Below are 16,908 nucleotides of genomic sequence, written 5' to 3'. Positions count from 1 at the left end.
GCCGCTCAGCGGCGCGCCTGCGCCGGAGGCACCCCGTACCGCCGCCGGTAGGCGGCCGCGAAACGGCTGGCGCTCGAGAAGCCCCAGCGGGCCGCCACCTCGCTGACCGTGCACCCCGACGAAGCCAGGTCCGCGTCGGCGCGTTGCAGGCGGATTCCCAGCAGGTACTCGGTCGGGCTGCAGCCCACCCACTGCCGGAACCCCTCCTGCAGCCGCCGGACGCTGGTGCCCGCCACCTCCGCCATGTCGCCCGCCGTCCAGGCTCGTCCCGGGTCGTCGCGCAGCCGGTCCAGCACGCGGTTGATCGCCCGCGGGCGCGGCACCGGGCCCGCGCCCGCCTCGGGGCACCCGGCCAGCAGGAAACTCGCCGCCAGCGCACCCGCCAGCTGCTCCCGCACCACCTCCCCGAGCATCCCGGGCTCGTGCAGGTTCGCCGCCAGGCCGCCCACCAGCTGACGCCAAGCGCGGCCCTGCCCGGCGCCCAGTTCGAGCTGGTCGGGCAGCTCACCACGCAGCGTCACCCGGTCACCGCCCAGCACCCGCTCGGCCTCGCGGTCCAGCCACGCGCTGTCGAACTTCACGCCCAGCACCGTGCAGGTCGCGTCCCAGTGGCTGATCAGCGACGGCGTGTCGGCGCGGAACACCGTCGCCTGCCCGGCCACCGACACCACCGGCCCGTGCCTGCCACGGCTTTCCAGGTGCCCGGTCAGCGGCATGTTGACCTCGTACGCGCCCGGGTACTCACACCCGATCCGCACGTCGGCGCCCCACCCGACATGGCCCACCAGCACCGGGCCCAGGTCCAGCGTGCGCAGCGTCAGGCGCGGGTCGCGGCCACCGCCGAGCGGCCGCAGCTCGTGCGGGAAATAAGCCTCCGCCACCTTCCGGGAGGCCTGGTGCCAGTCCCGGGGCGGCGCACTACGCCGTGCGGGCATGCGCAGGAGGCTACCAGAGACGCACGTCACGAACCGGCCGCGCGATCCGTGCCGTCACCGCGCGAAGCGTGTCGCCGCGCGGGTCAGCGCTGCCTAGCCTCCCGTGTCATCCCGGACGACGATGTGGGAGGACACCGCGATGACGACGACCGAACGGCCCGACCTCGCCTGGCTCGACGAGGTCACCATGACGCAGCTCGAGCGCAACCCGTACGAGGTGTACGAGCGGCTGCGGGCGGAAGCTCCGCTCGCCTTCGTGCCCGTGCTGGGCTCCTACGTCGCCTCGACCGCCGAGGTCTGCCGCGAGGTCGCCACCAGCCCGGACTTCGAGGCCGTCATCACCCCGGCCGGCGGCCGCACCTTCGGGCACCCGGCGATCATCGGCGTCAACGGCGACATCCACGCCGACCTGCGCTCCATGGTCGAGCCCGCCCTGCAGCCCGCCGAGGTGGACCGCTGGATCGACGACCTGGTGCGGCCCATCGCGCGCCGCTACCTCGAGCGGTTCGAAAACGACGGGCACGCCGAACTGGTCGCGCAGTACTGCGAGCCGGTCAGCGTCCGCTCGCTCGGCGACTTGCTCGGCCTGCAGGACGTGGACTCCGACAAGCTGCGCGAGTGGTTCGCCAAGCTGAGCCGCTCGTTCACCAACGCCGCCGTCGACGAGAACGGCGAGTTCGCCAACCCCGAGGGCTTCGCCGAGGGCGACCAGGCCAAGGCCGAGATCCGCGCCGTGGTCGACCCGCTGATCGACCGGTGGATCGAGCACCCCGACGACAGCGCCATCTCGCACTGGCTGCACGACGGCATGCCGCCCGGCCAGACCCGCGACCGCGAGTACATCTACCCCACGATCTACGTCTACCTGCTCGGCGCGATGCAGGAACCCGGCCACGGCATGGCGTCCACTTTGGTCGGTCTGTTCAGCAGGCCCGAGCAGCTGGAAGAGGTCGTCGACGACCCGGCGCTGATCCCGCGGGCGATCTCGGAGGGGCTGCGGTGGACCTCGCCGATCTGGTCGGCCACCGCCCGCATCTCCACCAAACCGGTGACCGTCGCCGGGGTCGACCTGCCCGCCGGGACGCCGGTGATGCTGTCCTACGGCTCGGCCAACCACGACACCGGCAAGTACGAGGCCCCTTCGCGGTACGACCTGCACCGCCCGCCGCTGCCGCACCTGGCCTTCGGCGCCGGCAACCACGCGTGCGCGGGCATCTACTTCGCCAACCACGTCATGCGCATCGCGCTGGAGGAGCTGTTCGAGGCCATCCCGAACCTGGAGCGCGACACCCGCGAGGGCGTGGAGTTCTGGGGCTGGGGCTTCCGCGGCCCGACCTCGCTGCACGTCACCTGGGAGGTCTGAGGTGACGTTCGCGGTCAGCGTCGGCGGCAGGCGGGTCGAGTGCGCCCCCGGCCAGACCCTGCTCGAGGCGTTCCTGCGCGGCGGGGTGTGGATGCCCAACTCGTGCAACCAGGGCACCTGCGGCACGTGCAAGCTCAAGGTGCTCACCGGCGAGGTCGACCACGGCGCCGCGCCGGAGGACACCCTCAGCCCCGAGGAGCGCGCCGCGGGCCTGGCGCTGGCCTGCCAGGCCCGGCCGCTCGCCGACACGGAGGTCAGCAGCGCCGCCGACGCCGGGCGCGCCACGCACCCGCTGCGCGACCTGACGGCCACCGTGCTGGAGGTCGCCGACATCGCGCGGGACACCCGCCGGGTGCTGCTGGGCCTGTCCGAGCCGCTCGCGTTCGAGGCCGGGCAGTACGTCGAGCTGGTCGTGCCGGGCTCCGGTGCGCGGCGGCAGTACTCGCTGGCCAACACGGCCGACGAGGACAAGGTGCTGGAGCTGCACGTCCGGCGCGTGCCCGGCGGGATCGCCACCGACGGCTGGCTCTTCGGCGGGCTCGCCGCCGGGGACCGGGTGGAGGCGACCGGCCCGCTCGGCGACTTCCACCTGCCACCGGCGGAGGAGGACGACGGCGGCCCGATGGTGCTCATCGGGGGCGGCACCGGGCTGGCCCCGCTGGTCGGCATCGCCCGCACCGCGCTGGCGCGGCACCCGGAGCGGGAGGTGCTGCTGTACCACGGCGTGCGGGGCGCGGCGGACCTGTACGACCTCGGCCGGTTCGCCGAGATCGCCGGGCGGCACCCGGGTTTCCGGTTCGTGCCGGTGCTGTCGGACGAGCCGGATCCGGCGTACCGCGGCGGGTTCCCGACCGACGCGTTCGTCGAGGACGTGCCGAGCGGGCGCGGCTGGTCGGGGTGGCTGTGCGGCCCGCCGGCGATGGTGGAGGCGGGTGTGAAGGCCTTCAAGCGGCGCCGGATGTCGCCGAGGCGGATCCACCGGGAGAAGTTCACGCCGGCCTCGTGAGGGGTTCCAGGGTGACGGCCGTGGTGTCGCCCGGCTGGAGGCCCTCGGCTTCCCGGACGGCGCGCTTGACCGGCAGCACGTAGCAGCCGCGCGCCTTGTCCGGGAAGACCGAGGTCGTCCAGGTGGTCGCGCCGACGCGGACGCGCACCCGCACCGATCCGAAGCCCTGCCGGCTGCCTTCGGTGAGGTCGCTGATCTCGTCGGAGGCGCCGGCGGGCAGGCTCACGAACGTCCAGGTGTCGGCGCGCCGCACGTCCCACACCCACAGTTCGGCGTCGAAAGCGATGTTCACGCGGTCAGACTGCCACGGGGCACCGACAGTTTCGGGGCCGCGGCGCGCGGGCGATCGCTCAGGCCTTCGCGGGCAGGGCCCGGGCGTAGGACACGCCCCGTTCGACCCATTCGCCGAGCTGCTCGGGAGTCCGGACGGCGGCGGGGCCGACGCGCAGCCAGCCGCGCATCTCGCGCCCGCGCATCACCATCGGCTGCACGTCCCCGCCGAGGAGCCGCTCACCGTCGTCCGGCTCGACCCGCACGAGCAGCCCACCGCCGGAGGCCGCGGCGAGGGCCATGTTGCCGTGGACGAGGAACCCCAGCCCGCCGAACATCCGCTTCTCGCTCATGCCGTCCGCGCCGGACAGCAGATCCCGGACCCGGTCGGCGAGTTCGTGGTCGTAAGCCATGCCCGAGTATGGCCGGTGCGCCCCCGTGGCCGCCGGATGTGCGGCACGCGGGAGAACCGCACGGCCGGGCTTCGGTCGCGGCGGCAGATCGCCCCGGGACGGGCGTTCCGGCGTCCGCTCAGCGCGGGTCGACGCGCCGCGGGTCAGCGGCGGCGGGGCTTGCCGCGCCGGCCGCCTTTCGCCGCGCCCCGCGGCTGGTTCCGGCGCGGCGCGGGCTTGCGCTCCTCCGCGGGGCGCTTCGCCTTGGGTTGTTTCGGCATGGGTGGCCGGCCGCGCGTGCTGTTGACGGTCCGGCCGCGCACGATGCCGATGAACTGCTCCATCAGGTCGGTCGTCTCGTCTTCGAGCCAGGAGAGCGCGACGCGCGACTGCGGGGCGTCGGTCAGCGGCCGGTACGTCAGGTCGCGCCGGTGGTGCAGCCGGGCGAGCGACTGCGGCACCACCAGGACACCCACGCCGGCCGCGACGAGCTGGATCGCGTCGGCCGTCGTCGCGGGGCGCTCCAGCGCGGGCCGGCCCGGCGGGTGCTCCCAGCCGAGGGTGTCGTCGAGCGGGTGCAGCACCAGCTCGTCGGCCAGGTCCTCGCCGGTGACGTCGTCCGCGGCGGCCACCAGGTGGTCCTTCGGCACGACGACGACCGTCGTCTCGGTGTAGAGCGGGATGGCGTGCAGGCCGCTCCGGTCGGTCGGCAGGCGCAGCAGCACCGCGTCCACCGCCCGGTCGCGCACCCGGTCCGCCGCCGCGTCGGCGGTGACCTGCACCAGGTCCAGCGGGATGTCCGGCGTCCGCTCCTGCCAGATCCGCACCCACTTGCCGGGCGTCACCCCCGGGACGTACCCGAGGGTGAAGGAGGTCGGCTCTGTCACCACGCCAGGTTACCGGCCGTGACCGCGGTCGTTACCCTGGACCGCATGACGTCGCAGAAGACTCCCCAGACGATGAAGCCCGCGACGGCGGCCAAGAAGCTGGGCGTGTACCTGGAAGCCACCCCCGCGGAGTTCCAGGAGGGTGTCGTCTCGCGCGACGAGCTGAACGCCCTGCAGGCCGACCCGCCGGAGTGGCTGCGCGAACTGCGCCGCAACGGCCCGCACCCGCGGCCGGTGGTCGCGGCGAAGCTGGGCGTGTCCATCGGCGGGCTGGCCCGGGCCGGGATCACCGAGCCGCTCACCACCGAGCAGATCGACGCGCTGAAGGCCGAGAACCCCGAGTGGCTGCAGCACGAGCGCGCCACCCAGGCCGAGGTGCGCAAGGAGGCAGCGCGGCTGAAGAAGCAGAAGTAGGCGCCGCGGCCGGTCTCCCCGATACGGGAGGCCGGCTTTTTTCGCGCCCGTTGACGCAACCGTTCGGTTGCCATAGTGTGGCAACCAACGAGTTGCAACAGGAGGCGTCATGGCATTTCCGGATCGCATCGAGCGGGTCGTCGAGCTCGGCCACCCGCCGGAGACGGTGTGGGCCGCGCTGACCACCGCCGAGGGGCTGGGCACGTGGTTCGGCCAGAAGGCGTCGATCGACCTGCGGCCGGGCGGCGCGGCGGAGCTGAAGTGGGACGACGGGTCCCGCCAGGACCTGCGCATCGAGCGGGTCGAGGAGCCGCGCGTGTTCGGCTTCACCTGGCGGATCTACGGCCTGCCCGAGGACGACCCGCGCCGGACCTACGTCGAGTTCACCCTGGAACCGGCCGGGCGCGGCACGCGGCTGACCGTCGTGGAGACCGGCTTCGCCCAGCTGCCCGGTGGCGCGCACCGCGAAGCGTTCGACGGCAACAACCGAGGCTGGGCCCGTGAACTGGGCGAGCTGGCCGCCTACCTCGATGCGGCGTGACGCCGAGGCCGTCGCCGAGCAGGTCTTCGCCGCGCTGGCCGATCCGACGCGGCGGGCGATCCTCGCCGAGCTGGCCGCGCGGGGGCCGGCCACGGCCACCGACCTCGCCGGCCGGCTGCCGATCACCCGGCAGGGCGTCGCCAAGCACCTGGCCCTGCTCGCCGACGCCGGTCTCGTGACCGCCGAGCCGGGGGAGCGGCGCCGCGTCCGCTACCACCTCCGGCCGGCGCCGATGCAGGTGGCGCAACAGTTCCTCGCCGCACTGGCCCGCGACTGGGACGACCGGCTGGGGAAACTGCGCGATCACCTGGGAGGTACCGCATGATCGTCCGATGTGGAAGGTGGAGAATCCGATGAGGACACCCCCGATCGTCTCGCGGCCGGAGTGGGAGGCCGCGTGGCGGGAGCTCCTGGTGAAGGAAAAGGAGCTGACCCGCGCCAAGGACGCGATGGCCGCCGCGCGCCGCCGCATGCCGTGGACCGAGGTGGACCGGGAGTACCGGTTCGACGGGCCGGACGGCCCCACGACCCTGCTCGGCCTGTTCGACGGCCGCCGCCAGCTGATCGTCTACCGGGCGTTCCTCGAACCCGGCGTGCACGGCTGGCCCGGCCACGCGTGCGTCGGCTGCTCGATGGTGGCCGACCAGGTCGCGCACCCCGCCCACCTCAACGCCCGCGACACCACGCTGGTGTTCGCCTCGCGCGCGCCGCAACCGGACATCGAGCGGGTCAAGGCGCGGATGGGCTGGACGATGCCCTGGTACACCATCCTGGACGACTTCGACAGCGACTTCGGGGTGGCCGAGTACCACGGCACCAACGCCTTCATCCGCGACGGCGACCGCGTGTTCCGCACCTACTTCGTCAACAACCGCGGCGACGAGGCGATGGGCGGCACCTGGAGCTACCTCGACATCACCGCGCTCGGACGGCAGGAGACCTGGGAGGACTCACCCGAGGGCTACCCGCGCACGCCGCCCTACGAGTGGTGGCACTGGCACGACGACTACCCGGCCTGATCCGGTCGCGCGGGCAGGAGCGGCCGGCGCTCCCGACGGTGGGGTCGGAAACCTGCCAGACCGCCCGCGCCCCGGCTGCTGGACTGGTGCCCGGATGATCGACCACCAACCGGGCGAGGAGTCATGGCGGCAGCCACCACACACGACGCCGGACGCGGCGGCACCGGCGTTCACCCGCTTCCGGCGTGGCGGGGCCGCGTCGCCGTCCTGTCGGTGACGATGGGAATCTTCGTCATCGTCACCACCGAGATCCTGCCGATCGGCCTGCTGACGCCGATCGGCGCCGCGTTCGCCGTCTCGGACGGCACCACCGGCCTGATGATGACCATGCCGGGAATCCTGGCCGCGATCGCCGCCCCGGTCATCACCGTCGTGACCGCGCGCCTGGACCGCCGGCGGATGCTGTGCGCCTTCCTCGCGGTGCTGACGGTGGCGAACGTCGTCGCGGCCGCCGCGCCCGGCTACTGGGCCGTGCTGGTGTCGCGGGTCCTCGTCGGGGTCACCATCGGCGGGTTCTGGGCGATCGCGTCCGGGCTCGCCGAACGCCTCGTCCCGCCCCGGTCCGCGGCGCGGGCCACCGCGGTGATCTTCTCGGCGGTGCCCCTCGGTTCGGTGCTGGGCGTCCCGGCGGGAACCTTCCTCGGCGACCTCTCCGGCTGGCGCACCGCCTTCGTCGTCCTGGCGGTCCTCTCCGGCGCGGTGCTCGCGGCACTGGCCGTGGTCCTGCCCCCGCTGCCGCCGCTCCGGGCGACCAGCCGGGGCGTGCTGACCGCCGTGCTCGGCCGCCCGGGCACCCGCGCGGCCCTGCTGGTGACGGTCCTCGTGGTCCTGGCGCACTTCGGCGCCTACACCTACGTGCGGCCGTTCCTCGAGCAGGTGACGGAGGCGTCCCCGGCGGCCATCACGGTCGTGCTCCTGATCTACGGCACGGCCGGGATCGCCGGCAACTTCCTCGCCGGTGCCGGCCTCCCGCGGTATCCACGCGTGGTCTTCGGAGTGAGCGCGGGGCTGCTGGCGGCCGCGACCACGCTGCTCCCGCTCGCCGGGACCTCGCTCGCGGGCGCGGTGGCGCTCCTGGTCGCGTGGGGCCTGGCGTACGGGGCCGTTCCGGTCGCCTCGCACACGTGGTTCGCCCTGGCGGCACCCCGCGCGGCGGAAGCGGCCTCGGTCCTGTTCACCGCGTCCTTCCAGGCCACGATCGCTCTCGGCGCCCTCGCCGGTGGTTTCGTCGTGGACCGGAGTTCCGCCTCGGCCGTCATGGTGTGCGGCGGGCTCACCGCGGCTGCCGGTGTGGTGGCCATCGCGGCGGGGGGCGCGCGATCCCGCTCCAGCCCGGCATGATCGACGGCGGTGTCACGGGCTGAGGGTGCCCGCCTGGTCCGCGGTCTCCGCGTCGGCGTCGTCGTCGGCGACCCACTCCAGCAGGTCGCCCGGCTGGCAGCCGAGCACCCGGCACATGGCCTCCAGCGTGGAGAAGCGCACGGCCTTCGCGCGGCCGTTCTTCAGCACCGCGACGTTCGCCGGGGTGATGCCGACCCGCTCGGCGAACTCGCCGACGCTCATCTTGCGCTTGGCGAGCTGGACGTCGATGCGCACGACGATCGGCATCAGATCACCGCTTCCATGTCGGTCCGCAGCGTGGTGGCCTGCCGCAGCAGCGCGCGCATCACGACCATCAGCAGGCCCGCCACGGCGACCCCGACCACCATCAGGAACAGCAGCAGCGGGAGGCCGGGGTCGTCGGCGCGGAAGCCGACGTACAGGAACACCGCCACGAGCGCGAGCCACCCGGCGGCGATCGCCCCGACGATCACGTTGACCCACCGCATCGACCCCGCGCTGAAGATGCGGTCCTTCCGCACCATCGTCAGCAGCCGCCACATCGCCACGATCACCACCTGGACGCACAGCACCCAGAACACCGTGACGGCGGTGGCCGGCCACCGGAGGTGGGCGAGATCGGGGTTCTCCCGCGCCATGTGCGCGAACTGCCCGGGCAGCGACATCACCTGGAGCAGCACGAGGATCCCGAACAGCGCCACGAGGAGGATCCGGAGGAGGGGGACGACCCAGCGTTCAGCGAACATGCACCGAGTATCGCTCGATATCTATTGAAAATCAATTGGTTTCTGTCGACTGGTGGCACGTCGGTTACTCACTCACGCACTATTGACCCACATGGTGGGTTCATGTTCATATTGTGGCGAACAGTGCAACGTGGCACGAGCGACGGGACAACCGCATGTCAGACACGGCAACACTGATCAACACCGGGGTCACGGTCGCGGCCATCGTGGTGTTGATCGTCCGCTTCCGGCTCAACCCGGTCATCGCGCTGGTGCTCGGCTCCTGCTACCTGGGGCTGTCCACCGGGCTCGGCGTCGGCAAGACCGTGGAGGAGATCACCACCGGCTTCGGTGACGTGATGGCCGAGATCGGCCTGCTCATCGCGTTCGGCGTGCTCATCGGCGCCATCCTGCGCGATCTGCGGGCCATCGAACGCCTGGTGGACAAGCTGCTGACGGTGTTCGGCCCGCGCCGGATCCCGTACGCGATGGCCCTGACCATCGCCACTGTCCTGCAGTCGATCTTCCTCGACGTGCTGCTGGTGATCTCCGGTCCGCTGGCCAGGGGCATCGGCAAGCGGCTCGGGCCGCGCGGGGTCGCGCGCATGGCCACGGCGCTGGCGATCGCGCTGGAGTGCGGCATCGTGTTCACCGTTCCCGGCGTCGGCGCGCTGGCCCTGGCCGGCCTGCTGCACGTGCCGCTGGGCAAGTACCTGCTCTTCGGTCTCGTCGTGATCATCCCGACGGTGACGATCGCGATCGCGATCATGTCGGTGCTCTTCGCCCGCGGCTGGTGGGACCCGGCCAAGGACGAGATGGCCGACGAAGCCGTGGCACCGGAAGCGCCGCGGGGCGGCCCGGGCACCGTGGCCGCGCTCGACCTGCGCAAGCCGCCCGCCCTGCCGGTGGTGTTCAGCCCGCTGCTCGGCGCGCTCGTGCTGATCGCCACCGGCGCGGTGGCCGAGATGCTGGCGTGGTCGAACCCGGTCGTGGCGTTCCTGTCCAGCCCGGTGGTGGCGCTGCTGCTCGGGCTGGTCGGCACCTGCCTGATCGGGCGGCGGTACATGGGCCAGCCCGCGGTGGAGTCCGCGCTCGGCTCGGGCCTGCGCGACAGCGGGCAGATCCTGCTGCTCAACGGCGTCGGCGGATGCCTGGCCGCGGTGCTGGCCGCGGCCGGGCTCGGCGACATCCTCGGCAAGTACTTCTCCGCCAACACCTGGGCCCCGCTGCTGCTCGTGTGGCTGATGGCCGCGGTCCTGCACATCGCGGTCGGGTCGGTGACGATCTCCGCGATCACCTCGGCCGGCCTGCTCGCCCCGATCGCCCCGTCCCTCGGGCTGGACCCGGTCCTCATCGCGCTGGCCGCGGGCGCCGGATCGCTGTTCATGGTCCACCTGACCAGCAACACGTTCTGGCTGCTGCAATCGCTGCTCGGGCAGACGACGCGCGGCGCGCTGAAGACCGTCTCGGTCGGCGTCTCGGTCGCCTCCGTGGTGGCGCTGGGCCCGATCCTGGCCCTCAACCTCGTCCTCTAGACACGGAAAGGTTCCGATGGACACCGAACACGCACACCTGCCGCTGCGCGGGATCCGCGTCCTGGAGCTGGGCAACTACATCGCCGGGCCGACCGCCGCGCGGCTGCTGGCCGACCTGGGCGCCGAGGTGATCAAGGTCGAGCGGCCCGGCCGCGGCGACGAGCTGCGCGGCTGGCGGCTCTACGCGGGCACGGTGTCCATGCTGTTCCACACCGTCAACCGCAACAAGAAGTCCATCGCGGTCGACCTGCGGACCGCGGCGGGGCGGGACATCGTGCTCGGCCTCGTGCGCCGGTGCGACGTGGTGATCGAGAACTTCCGCCCCGGCACGCTGGAGAAGTGGGGCCTGGGACCGGCCGAGCTGGAACGGGCCAACCCGGACGTCGTGCTCGCGCGCATCTCGGCGTTCGGCCAGACCGGGCCGCTGGCCGGCCGGCCCGGGTTCGCCGCGGTGGCCGAGGCGATGGGCGGACTGCGCAACCTGGTGGGGGAGGCCGACCGGCCGCCGTCGCGGGTCGGGGTGTCCATCGGGGACTCGATCGCCGGGCTGTACGCCGCGTTCGGGGTGATGGTCGAGCTGTACGAGCGCGCCGTGCTGCCGAAACGGCGGCCGCTGCGTGAGCGGGTGGTCGACGTCGCGCTGCACGAGGCGGTGTTCTCGATGATGGAGTCGCTCGTGCCGGACCACCTCGCCTACGGGGTCGAGCGGCAGCGCGTGGGCGGGCGGATGGAGGGCATCGCGCCCAGCAACGCCTACGAGTGCGGCGACGGCACCAGCGTGGTGATCGCGGGCAACGGCGACTCGATCTTCCGCCGTTGCATGCTCGCCATCGGCCGCCCCGACCTCGCCGGCGACCCTGGGCTGGCGGACAACGCGGGCCGCTGGGCGCGGCGCGACGAGCTGGACGAGGCGATCGGGGAGTGGACCCGCGGCCGCGACCGGGACGAGGTGCTGAAGGTCCTCGACGAGGCCGGGGTGCCGGCCGGCCCGATCTACACGGCCGCCGACATCTGCGCCGACGAGCAGTACCGCGCCCGGGCGATGATCCAGCCGCTGCCCGTCGACCCGGGCACGGGGGAGGAGGTGCCGATCGGGTTCCCCGGGGTCGTGCCGGTGATCGGCACCGAGTCGCTGCCGCTGCGCACCCCGGGGCCGGAGCTCGGCGAGCACACCGCGGAGATCCTGCGCCTGCTGGGCCGGAAGGAGGCCGGGAATGACTGATCTGCGGGACGTGACGTTGCGGGACGGCCTGCAGCTGACCGGGAAACCGCTGCCGACCGCACGCAAGGTCGCGGTGATCCGGGAGCTGCTGGCCGCCGGGGTGCCCAGCATCGAGATCGGTTCGATGGCGCGCCCGGACCTGGTGCCGCCGCTGGCCGACACGCTCGACGTGATCCGGTTGCTGGAACCCGGAGAGCTGGCGCGCTGCTGGGTGTGGGTCGCCACGCCGCGGCACGTCGAACGCGCCGGGGAGGCCGGTGCGGTGAACTTCCAGTACTGCCTGTCCGCATCCGATGCGCACAACCGCGCCAACCTCGGACGCTCCACTGAGGACAGTCTCGCGGCGATGCCCCGTGCGGCGTCGGCGGCGGCCGCCGCCGGTGGCCGTATCCAGCTGTGCATCGCCACGTCGTTCACCTGCCCGTTCGACGGCGCGGTGCCGGAGGATCGGGTGCTGGCGATCGCGCGCGACCCGCGGGCCCAGGGCGCCGGGGACATCGTGCTGTGCGACACCCTGGGACAGGCCGTGCCCGCGCAGGTGACCAGCCTGGTCGCCCGGGTGGCGGCGGAGACGCCGCCGCGCCGCATCGTCTACCACGGGCACGACACGTGGGGCCTGGGGGTGGCGAACACGCTGGCCGCCATCGCGGCCGGGGCGTCCGAAGTGGATGGTGCGCTGGGCGGGCTCGGCGGGTGCCCCTTCGCGCCCGGCGCCAGTGGGAACGCGTCCACTGAGGACCTGCTCTTCGCGGTGCGGCCGCCGTGGCTCACGCCGTCGTCGTTCGCGCGGATCGTGCGGTTGTCCGGCGATCTGCTGGACGAGCTGGGGGAGCCGAACCGGTCGCGGGCCGCGCAGGGGGCCCGCACGAGCGCGACGGCGTTCCCGTGGGCGATCGGCGAGCGGCTCAGCCCGGGTGGCGGCCGCCCAGCGCGCGGGTGATCCGTTCCGCGTGTTCGACCAGCACGTCCACCCAGTCCAGGCACTTCTCGTACGGCATGCGCATCGTCGGGCCGCTCACCACCAGCGCGCCGACCAGGTCGGCCGCCGAGTCGAACACCGGCGCGGCCAGGCCCGAGGCGCCGTCCACGCGCTCGCCGACCGTGATCGCGTAGCCGTCGGCCGCGGTCTGCTTGATCAGGCGCCGCAGCTCGTCCCGGTCGGTCACCGTGCTCTCGGTCAGCTGGGGCAGGTCCTCCCGCAGCACCTCCTCGGCCAGCCCCGGCGACCACGCCAGCAGCACGCGCCCCGGCGACCCGACCGTGATCGGCGCGATCTTGCCGACCGACATCTCCCGCCGCAGCGCGTGCCGCGTCTGCGCGACCGCGATGCACACCCGGTGGTGCCCCTCCGCGCGGAAGAAGCACGCCGTCTCGCCGGTCGCGTCGCGCAGGTCCTTCAGCACCGGGTTCACCACCGACAGCACGTCGAGGTCCTTGCCCGCCGCCGCGCCCCAGTAGGCCATCCGCACCCCGAGCCGGAACCCGTCCCCGGCGCGGTCGAGGAAACCGTGCGCGACCAGGTTCGTCACCAGCCGCTGCACCGTCGACTGCGGCAGCCCCGTCTTCTGCTGCAGCTCCCGCAGCGTGAGCGAGGGCTGGTGCAGGGTGAACGCGTCCAGGATGTCGACGATCTTGCCCAGCACGAGCAGCGGACGCGGACCGCCCTCGCCGTCCGCCCTGCGCTCGTCCGCGGTGCCCATACGCCGAAAATACGGCACCAGCATCAGACCGGCGTGCAATCGGGCCGGTCGGTCCAGTTCGTGCCGCACAGGTACAGGGTGATCGGCGCGGTGTAGCCGTAGCGGGCGCCGAGCGCGTTGTACCCGGTGACGTCCACCCGCCCGGCGACGTAGTGGTCGGTGGCGGTGCCGACCGCGGTGTCGGTGTGGCCGGCCGGTGGGGCGCCGGTGTCGTCGGCGATGCCCCAGAAACGGCCCAGGTGGTAGGCCGAGCAGAGGTTCACGTCGAGGAGGTAGGCGCCGGCGGTGCCGCACTGCGTGGCCTGCGTGCCCGGGTCGATCGGCTGACCGTGGCCCATCCCGGTGATCTGGAAGTACTCGACCGCGCCGCCGTAGATCCGGTGCGGATAGCCCGCGACCGTGTCGCTCACCTCCGGCGTCTGGTCGGTGCCCGCCAGGTTGGTCCACTGCTCGACGAGTTCGGTGGCGTTGCGCGGGGCGACGGTCGTGTCGGCGGTGCCGTGCCAGATCGACACCCGCGGGTGCGTGCCGGAGTGGTCGGCCGCGGCGCGCACCTTGTCGCCCCACTGCGCCGGGGCCTGGTCGGTCCCCGGGTTCATGCAGCTGAACGCGGTGACGGCGGAGGTCGCGCACCCGTACGGCAGCCCGGCGACGATACCGCCGCCGGCGAACACGTCCGGGTAGGTGGCGAGCATGACCGCGGTCATCGCGCCCCCGGCGGACAGCCCGGTGACGTAGGCCGACGAGGCACCGAGGTCGGCCTTCGTGCGGTCGACCATCTGCTTGATCGACAACGCCTCACCCGAGCCGCGGCGGGTGTCGGCCGGTTCGAACCAGTTGAAGCAGCTGCTGGCGTTGTTGGCGGAACTCTGCTGCGGGAACACCACCGAGATCCGCCACTGGTCGGCCAGTTTCATCCAGCCGGTGCCGGTGGCGTAGCCGGCCGCGTTCTGGGTGCAGCCGTGCAGCGCCACGACGACCGGGCGGCCGGCGGGCAGCCCGTCGGGGGCGTAGCGGAACATGCGCAGGTTGCCCGGGTTCGAGCCGAAGCCGGTCACCTCCGCCGGCCCGGCGGCCTGCGCCGGCGGTGCGAGGCCCAGCAAGGCCAGGACGAGCGTCAGCAGGGCGGTCAGCGCGCGGCGCATCGGCACACCTCCACGTCGAGGTCGGTTCCGGTGCCGCTGATGGTAAGAACCACGCCGTCGCGGGACCGCGTTGCCGGGCAACACAATCGGCGAGCCGGTCATGGTGCCCGTCACCACCGCGAATACCGCGGTTTCGGTGGCGCGACCGGTTCGTTCGTGCTCTGATACCGGATCATGGACCATCGGTGGCGGGTGCCCGGCTACACCGAGCTGGAGGTGCTCGGCACCGGCGGCTTCGGCCACGTCGTCCTGGCCAAGCACGAGACCTCCGGGCAGCTCGTCGCGATCAAGTACCTGCACGCGGAGTTCCTGGCCGACCCGGGAATCCTGGACGGGTTCCGCCGCGAGGCCCATCTGCTGCACGGCGTGCGCAGCCCGCACGTCGCGCGGCTGCACGAGTTCGTCGAACGCCCGGAGGGCGCCGCGCTGGTCATGGAGGCCGTTCCCGGGGTCTCGCTGCGCGTGCTGCTGGCCGCCGAGAAGACCCTGGCGCCCGAATCGGCTTTGGCCATCCTCAAGGGCTCCCTGCTGGGGCTGGCGGCCGCGCACGCCGTCGGCGTCGTGCACCGCGACTACAAGCCGGGCAACGTCCTGGTGTCGCAGGCGGGGGAGTCCAAGCTCGTGGACTTCGGACTGGCCACATTGGACGGACAGGCCGGGCTCGCCGCCGGGTCGCCCTCCTATATGGCCCCGGAACAGTGGGCGGGGCTGCCGGGACTGCCCGCCACCGACGTCTACGCCGCCACCTGCGTGTTCTTCCAGTGCGTCACCGGGCACCGGCCGTTCGAGGCGGACACCACCGAGCGGTTGCGCGCGCTGCACCAGTCCGCGCCGGTGCCGACGGTGGCGGTGCCCGAGCCGCTGCGGGCGCTCATCGCGCGCGGCATGGCCAAGGACCCCCGGCAGCGCCCGGTCACCGCCGACGCGTTCGTGGCCGAACTCGAAGCCACCGCGCGCGTCGCCTACGGCCCGGACTGGGAAAGCCGCGGGTGGAAGCGGCTCGCCGCACCCGTCGCCGCCCTGACGGCCCTCACCCCGCTCGCGCTGCTCGCGACCGCCGGAACCGCGGCCGCCCCGCTGACGGCCGCCGCGCCGGCCGGAGCGGGGATCGCGGCCACGACCATCGGCAAGGTGGTCATCGGTGTTCTGGTGACCGCGGTGCTCGCCGTCGGCGGATTCCTGGTCTACCAGCAGTTCGACGATCCGCCGCGGCAGGCCGCCCTGAGCGTGGACATCGAGACCACGGCCGGCACCGACCCCGCGCTGCCGATCACCTACGACCTGCAGTACCCGCGGGTGACCGGGCACCCCGACGCCGCCGTGCAGGAGCGGATCAACGCCGCGCTGCGGTCGCCGGCCGACGAACGCCTGCGCTCGCTGCGGGAGGGACTGTCCCGCCCGGACATCCTGCCCGACTTCCTCAGCCGCGGCGAAACCGTGGGCGTGCGGACCACCGCGGTCGTCGCCCTGCGCACCGACCGGCTGCTGTCCGTGCGCTACGACCACGCGCTCGACTCGGATTTCCTGTCCCACACCAGCTGGCGGTTCCCGGAGAGCGTCACCGTCGACCTGGCCACCGGGCGGGTCCTCGGACCGCGGGACGTCTTCCGCGAGGACGTGCTGACCGCGCAGGGCATGGCCACGCTGACCGAACGGCTGGTGGCGCGCTCGGCGCAGGGGTTCTGCCGCCGGGTCAGCGTCAGCGGGCCGGGTGCGCCCGCGTCGATCGACACCGCGGACACGCCCGCCGTCGGCGACCACGTACCGGCCGCGGACCTCGTGTTCACGCATGCCGGCGTGGATTTCCTGGTGCTGTACTCCGAACTCGGCTGTACCACCGCCGCCGGCCAGGAGACGATCACGCTCCCGTACGCGGAGATCACGGACCTGCTGCGGCCGGAGCTGCTCGCGATGCTCGGCCGCGGCGCCGGTGTCCCGTCGTCCTTCCCGGCCGCGGACGACGGCACCTACACCAACGCCCGCTTCGGGTTCACCGCGCTGGTGCCCGAGGGCTACCAGCGGCAGCCCTACACGCCGCCCGGTGGCGACGGCATGGAGTTCACCGACCCGAGCCTCGGGGCGACGATGACCGTGTGGGGAGCCAACAACACCGCCGGCCACTCCACCGCGGACGTCCTGGCCGGGGCGGCGGAGGACATCCGCGCCGAAGGCGGGCAGGTCACGGCCCAGCGCGTGGAAGGCGAGCTGTACACGATCTCCGGCTACCGCGGCGACGGCCGCATCTTCTACGAACGCGGTTTCGTCGGCCCCGGCTCGACGGCCACGCTGCGGTGGGTCTACCCGCGCGCGGCCAAGGACGCGCTCGACGGGCCGGTCAGCCGCACGGTGAAGACCTTCCGCGCCGGGGACCTCACCCGGCCGCACTGAGCCGCCGGGCGGGCCCGTCCGCGGG

Annotated in this window: 19 protein-coding genes; 11 read left to right on the top strand and 8 right to left on the bottom strand. The window is 73.1% G+C overall.

The window, feature by feature from the left end; all coding sequences use genetic code 11:
* Positions 1–5: 5 nt before the first annotated feature.
* A complete protein-coding gene (locus tag D0D28_RS03055) occupies positions 6–935 on the bottom strand; it encodes an AraC family transcriptional regulator (protein WP_094002784.1) in 930 nt (309 codons plus the stop codon).
* Between the two features lie 139 nt (positions 936–1,074).
* Between D0D28_RS03055 and D0D28_RS03050 the strand changes: the two genes are divergently transcribed.
* Together D0D28_RS03050 and D0D28_RS03045 are read left to right on the top strand one after the other, a co-directional pair.
* Positions 1,075–2,298 carry a cytochrome P450 gene (locus tag D0D28_RS03050; protein ID WP_094002860.1) on the top strand — a complete coding sequence of 408 codons (1,224 nt, stop codon included), beginning with the start codon at positions 1,075–1,077 and terminating at the stop codon, positions 2,296–2,298.
* 1 nt (position 2,299) lies between these two features.
* Positions 2,300–3,304, top strand: coding sequence for a 2Fe-2S iron-sulfur cluster-binding protein (locus D0D28_RS03045; protein WP_116109641.1), 1,005 nt, complete (start codon positions 2,300–2,302; stop codon positions 3,302–3,304).
* Here the strand turns inward: D0D28_RS03045 and D0D28_RS03040 are convergent.
* The 3 genes from D0D28_RS03040 to D0D28_RS03030 form a co-directional block, all read right to left on the bottom strand.
* Positions 3,288–3,596, bottom strand: a complete 309-nt coding sequence (locus tag D0D28_RS03040; protein ID WP_116109640.1) for a DUF1905 domain-containing protein — start codon at positions 3,594–3,596, stop codon at positions 3,288–3,290. The two genes, D0D28_RS03045 and D0D28_RS03040, sit on opposite strands and share 17 nt — an antisense overlap.
* Positions 3,597–3,654: 58 nt before the next feature.
* Positions 3,655–3,987 carry a TfoX/Sxy family protein gene (locus tag D0D28_RS03035; RefSeq protein ID WP_094002861.1) on the bottom strand — a complete coding sequence of 111 codons (333 nt, stop codon included), beginning with the start codon at positions 3,985–3,987 and terminating at the stop codon, positions 3,655–3,657.
* Positions 3,988–4,130: 143 nt separating this feature from the next.
* Positions 4,131–4,853, bottom strand: a complete 723-nt coding sequence (locus tag D0D28_RS03030) for a LysR substrate-binding domain-containing protein (RefSeq protein WP_240323069.1) — start codon at positions 4,851–4,853, stop codon at positions 4,131–4,133.
* Between the two features lie 45 nt (positions 4,854–4,898).
* Here D0D28_RS03030 and D0D28_RS03025 point away from each other — a divergent pair, with 45 nt between their 5' ends.
* The 5 genes from D0D28_RS03025 to D0D28_RS03005 all read left to right on the top strand — a co-directional run bounded on the left by D0D28_RS03025 (position 4,899) and on the right by D0D28_RS03005 (position 8,168).
* Complete coding sequence (locus D0D28_RS03025; RefSeq protein WP_094002862.1) at positions 4,899–5,267, top strand: DUF5997 family protein; 369 nt, start codon at positions 4,899–4,901, stop codon at positions 5,265–5,267.
* Between the two features lie 109 nt (positions 5,268–5,376).
* The gene (locus tag D0D28_RS03020; RefSeq protein WP_116109638.1) at positions 5,377–5,808 is read left to right on the top strand and encodes an SRPBCC domain-containing protein; all 432 of its coding nucleotides are present in this window, start codon (positions 5,377–5,379) and stop codon (positions 5,806–5,808) included.
* Complete coding sequence (locus D0D28_RS03015) at positions 5,798–6,133, top strand: ArsR/SmtB family transcription factor (protein ID WP_094002789.1); 336 nt, start codon at positions 5,798–5,800, stop codon at positions 6,131–6,133. The genes D0D28_RS03020 and D0D28_RS03015 overlap by 11 nt, the downstream gene beginning before the upstream one ends.
* 28 nt (positions 6,134–6,161) lie before the next feature.
* Positions 6,162–6,827, top strand: a complete 666-nt coding sequence (locus D0D28_RS03010; RefSeq protein WP_094002863.1) for a DUF899 domain-containing protein — start codon at positions 6,162–6,164, stop codon at positions 6,825–6,827.
* Between the two features lie 123 nt (positions 6,828–6,950).
* Positions 6,951–8,168 (top strand): MFS transporter, encoded by a 1,218-nt coding sequence (locus tag D0D28_RS03005; RefSeq protein WP_116109637.1) that lies wholly within the window; start codon positions 6,951–6,953, stop codon positions 8,166–8,168.
* A 12-nt stretch (positions 8,169–8,180) separates the two neighbouring features.
* On the opposite strand, the gene D0D28_RS03000 is transcribed toward D0D28_RS03005, so the two are convergent.
* A complete protein-coding gene (locus D0D28_RS03000) occupies positions 8,181–8,435 on the bottom strand; it encodes a helix-turn-helix domain-containing protein (protein ID WP_094002791.1) in 255 nt (84 codons plus the stop codon).
* On the bottom strand, positions 8,435–8,914 hold the full coding sequence (locus D0D28_RS02995; protein ID WP_116109636.1) for a DUF2975 domain-containing protein: 480 nt from the start codon (positions 8,912–8,914) through the stop codon (positions 8,435–8,437). The genes D0D28_RS03000 and D0D28_RS02995 overlap by 1 nt, the downstream gene beginning before the upstream one ends.
* Before the next feature lie 155 nt (positions 8,915–9,069).
* On the opposite strand from D0D28_RS02995, the gene D0D28_RS02990 reads away from it, so the two are divergent.
* The 3 genes from D0D28_RS02990 to D0D28_RS02980 are packed head-to-tail and all read left to right on the top strand — an operon-like array spanning position 9,070 to position 12,590.
* Positions 9,070–10,428: a GntP family permease gene (locus tag D0D28_RS02990; RefSeq protein WP_116109635.1), complete on the top strand. Its 1,359-nt coding sequence runs from the start codon at positions 9,070–9,072 to the stop codon at positions 10,426–10,428.
* Between the two features lie 16 nt (positions 10,429–10,444).
* The gene (locus D0D28_RS02985) at positions 10,445–11,650 is read left to right on the top strand and encodes a CaiB/BaiF CoA transferase family protein (RefSeq protein ID WP_094002794.1); all 1,206 of its coding nucleotides are present in this window, start codon (positions 10,445–10,447) and stop codon (positions 11,648–11,650) included.
* A complete protein-coding gene (locus D0D28_RS02980; RefSeq protein ID WP_116109634.1) occupies positions 11,643–12,590 on the top strand; it encodes a hydroxymethylglutaryl-CoA lyase in 948 nt (315 codons plus the stop codon). Before D0D28_RS02985 ends, D0D28_RS02980 begins: the two co-directional genes overlap by 8 nt.
* Here the strand turns inward: D0D28_RS02980 and D0D28_RS02975 are convergent.
* Together D0D28_RS02975 and D0D28_RS02970 are read right to left on the bottom strand one after the other, a co-directional pair.
* A complete protein-coding gene (locus D0D28_RS02975) occupies positions 12,556–13,350 on the bottom strand; it encodes an IclR family transcriptional regulator (protein ID WP_094002796.1) in 795 nt (264 codons plus the stop codon). The genes D0D28_RS02980 and D0D28_RS02975 overlap by 35 nt on opposite strands.
* A 23-nt stretch (positions 13,351–13,373) precedes the next feature.
* Positions 13,374–14,495, bottom strand: a complete 1,122-nt coding sequence (locus D0D28_RS02970; protein WP_116109633.1) for an extracellular catalytic domain type 1 short-chain-length polyhydroxyalkanoate depolymerase — start codon at positions 14,493–14,495, stop codon at positions 13,374–13,376.
* Between the two features lie 174 nt (positions 14,496–14,669).
* Between D0D28_RS02970 and D0D28_RS02965 the strand changes: the two genes are divergently transcribed.
* A complete protein-coding gene (locus tag D0D28_RS02965; protein ID WP_205413176.1) occupies positions 14,670–16,883 on the top strand; it encodes a serine/threonine-protein kinase in 2,214 nt (737 codons plus the stop codon).
* Positions 16,884–16,908: the final 25 nt, after the last annotated feature.

The sequence above is a fragment of the Amycolatopsis ruanii genome, from assembly GCF_003385175.1.
In the GTDB taxonomy this organism is placed as follows: domain Bacteria; phylum Actinomycetota; class Actinomycetes; order Mycobacteriales; family Pseudonocardiaceae; genus Amycolatopsis_E; species Amycolatopsis_E thermalba.
The sequence above is the reverse complement of the archived record's forward strand: the minus strand, read 5'-3'. Positions and strand labels throughout refer to the sequence as shown.

What these genes read in the sequence shown, in the direction of transcription:
- D0D28_RS03055 (WP_094002784.1), bottom strand. Translation starts at nt 935, where the DNA reads ATGCCCGCACGGCGTAGTGCGCCGCCCCGGGACTGGCACCAGGCCTCC.
- D0D28_RS03050 (WP_094002860.1), top strand. Translation starts at nt 1,075, where the DNA reads ATGACGACGACCGAACGGCCCGACCTCGCCTGGCTCGACGAGGTCACC.
- D0D28_RS03035 (WP_094002861.1), bottom strand. Translation starts at nt 3,987, where the DNA reads ATGGCTTACGACCACGAACTCGCCGACCGGGTCCGGGATCTGCTGTCC.
- D0D28_RS03025 (WP_094002862.1), top strand. Translation starts at nt 4,899, where the DNA reads ATGACGTCGCAGAAGACTCCCCAGACGATGAAGCCCGCGACGGCGGCC.
- D0D28_RS03020 (WP_116109638.1), top strand. Translation starts at nt 5,377, where the DNA reads ATGGCATTTCCGGATCGCATCGAGCGGGTCGTCGAGCTCGGCCACCCG.
- D0D28_RS03015 (WP_094002789.1), top strand. Translation starts at nt 5,798, where the DNA reads ATGCGGCGTGACGCCGAGGCCGTCGCCGAGCAGGTCTTCGCCGCGCTG.
- D0D28_RS03010 (WP_094002863.1), top strand. Translation starts at nt 6,162, where the DNA reads ATGAGGACACCCCCGATCGTCTCGCGGCCGGAGTGGGAGGCCGCGTGG.
- D0D28_RS03005 (WP_116109637.1), top strand. Translation starts at nt 6,951, where the DNA reads ATGGCGGCAGCCACCACACACGACGCCGGACGCGGCGGCACCGGCGTT.
- D0D28_RS03000 (WP_094002791.1), bottom strand. Translation starts at nt 8,435, where the DNA reads ATGCCGATCGTCGTGCGCATCGACGTCCAGCTCGCCAAGCGCAAGATG.
- D0D28_RS02995 (WP_116109636.1), bottom strand. Translation starts at nt 8,914, where the DNA reads ATGTTCGCTGAACGCTGGGTCGTCCCCCTCCTCCGGATCCTCCTCGTG.
- D0D28_RS02990 (WP_116109635.1), top strand. Translation starts at nt 9,070, where the DNA reads ATGTCAGACACGGCAACACTGATCAACACCGGGGTCACGGTCGCGGCC.
- D0D28_RS02985 (WP_094002794.1), top strand. Translation starts at nt 10,445, where the DNA reads ATGGACACCGAACACGCACACCTGCCGCTGCGCGGGATCCGCGTCCTG.
- D0D28_RS02980 (WP_116109634.1), top strand. Translation starts at nt 11,643, where the DNA reads ATGACTGATCTGCGGGACGTGACGTTGCGGGACGGCCTGCAGCTGACC.
- D0D28_RS02975 (WP_094002796.1), bottom strand. Translation starts at nt 13,350, where the DNA reads ATGGGCACCGCGGACGAGCGCAGGGCGGACGGCGAGGGCGGTCCGCGT.
- D0D28_RS02970 (WP_116109633.1), bottom strand. Translation starts at nt 14,495, where the DNA reads ATGCGCCGCGCGCTGACCGCCCTGCTGACGCTCGTCCTGGCCTTGCTG.
- D0D28_RS02965 (WP_205413176.1), top strand. Translation starts at nt 14,670, where the DNA reads ATGGACCATCGGTGGCGGGTGCCCGGCTACACCGAGCTGGAGGTGCTC.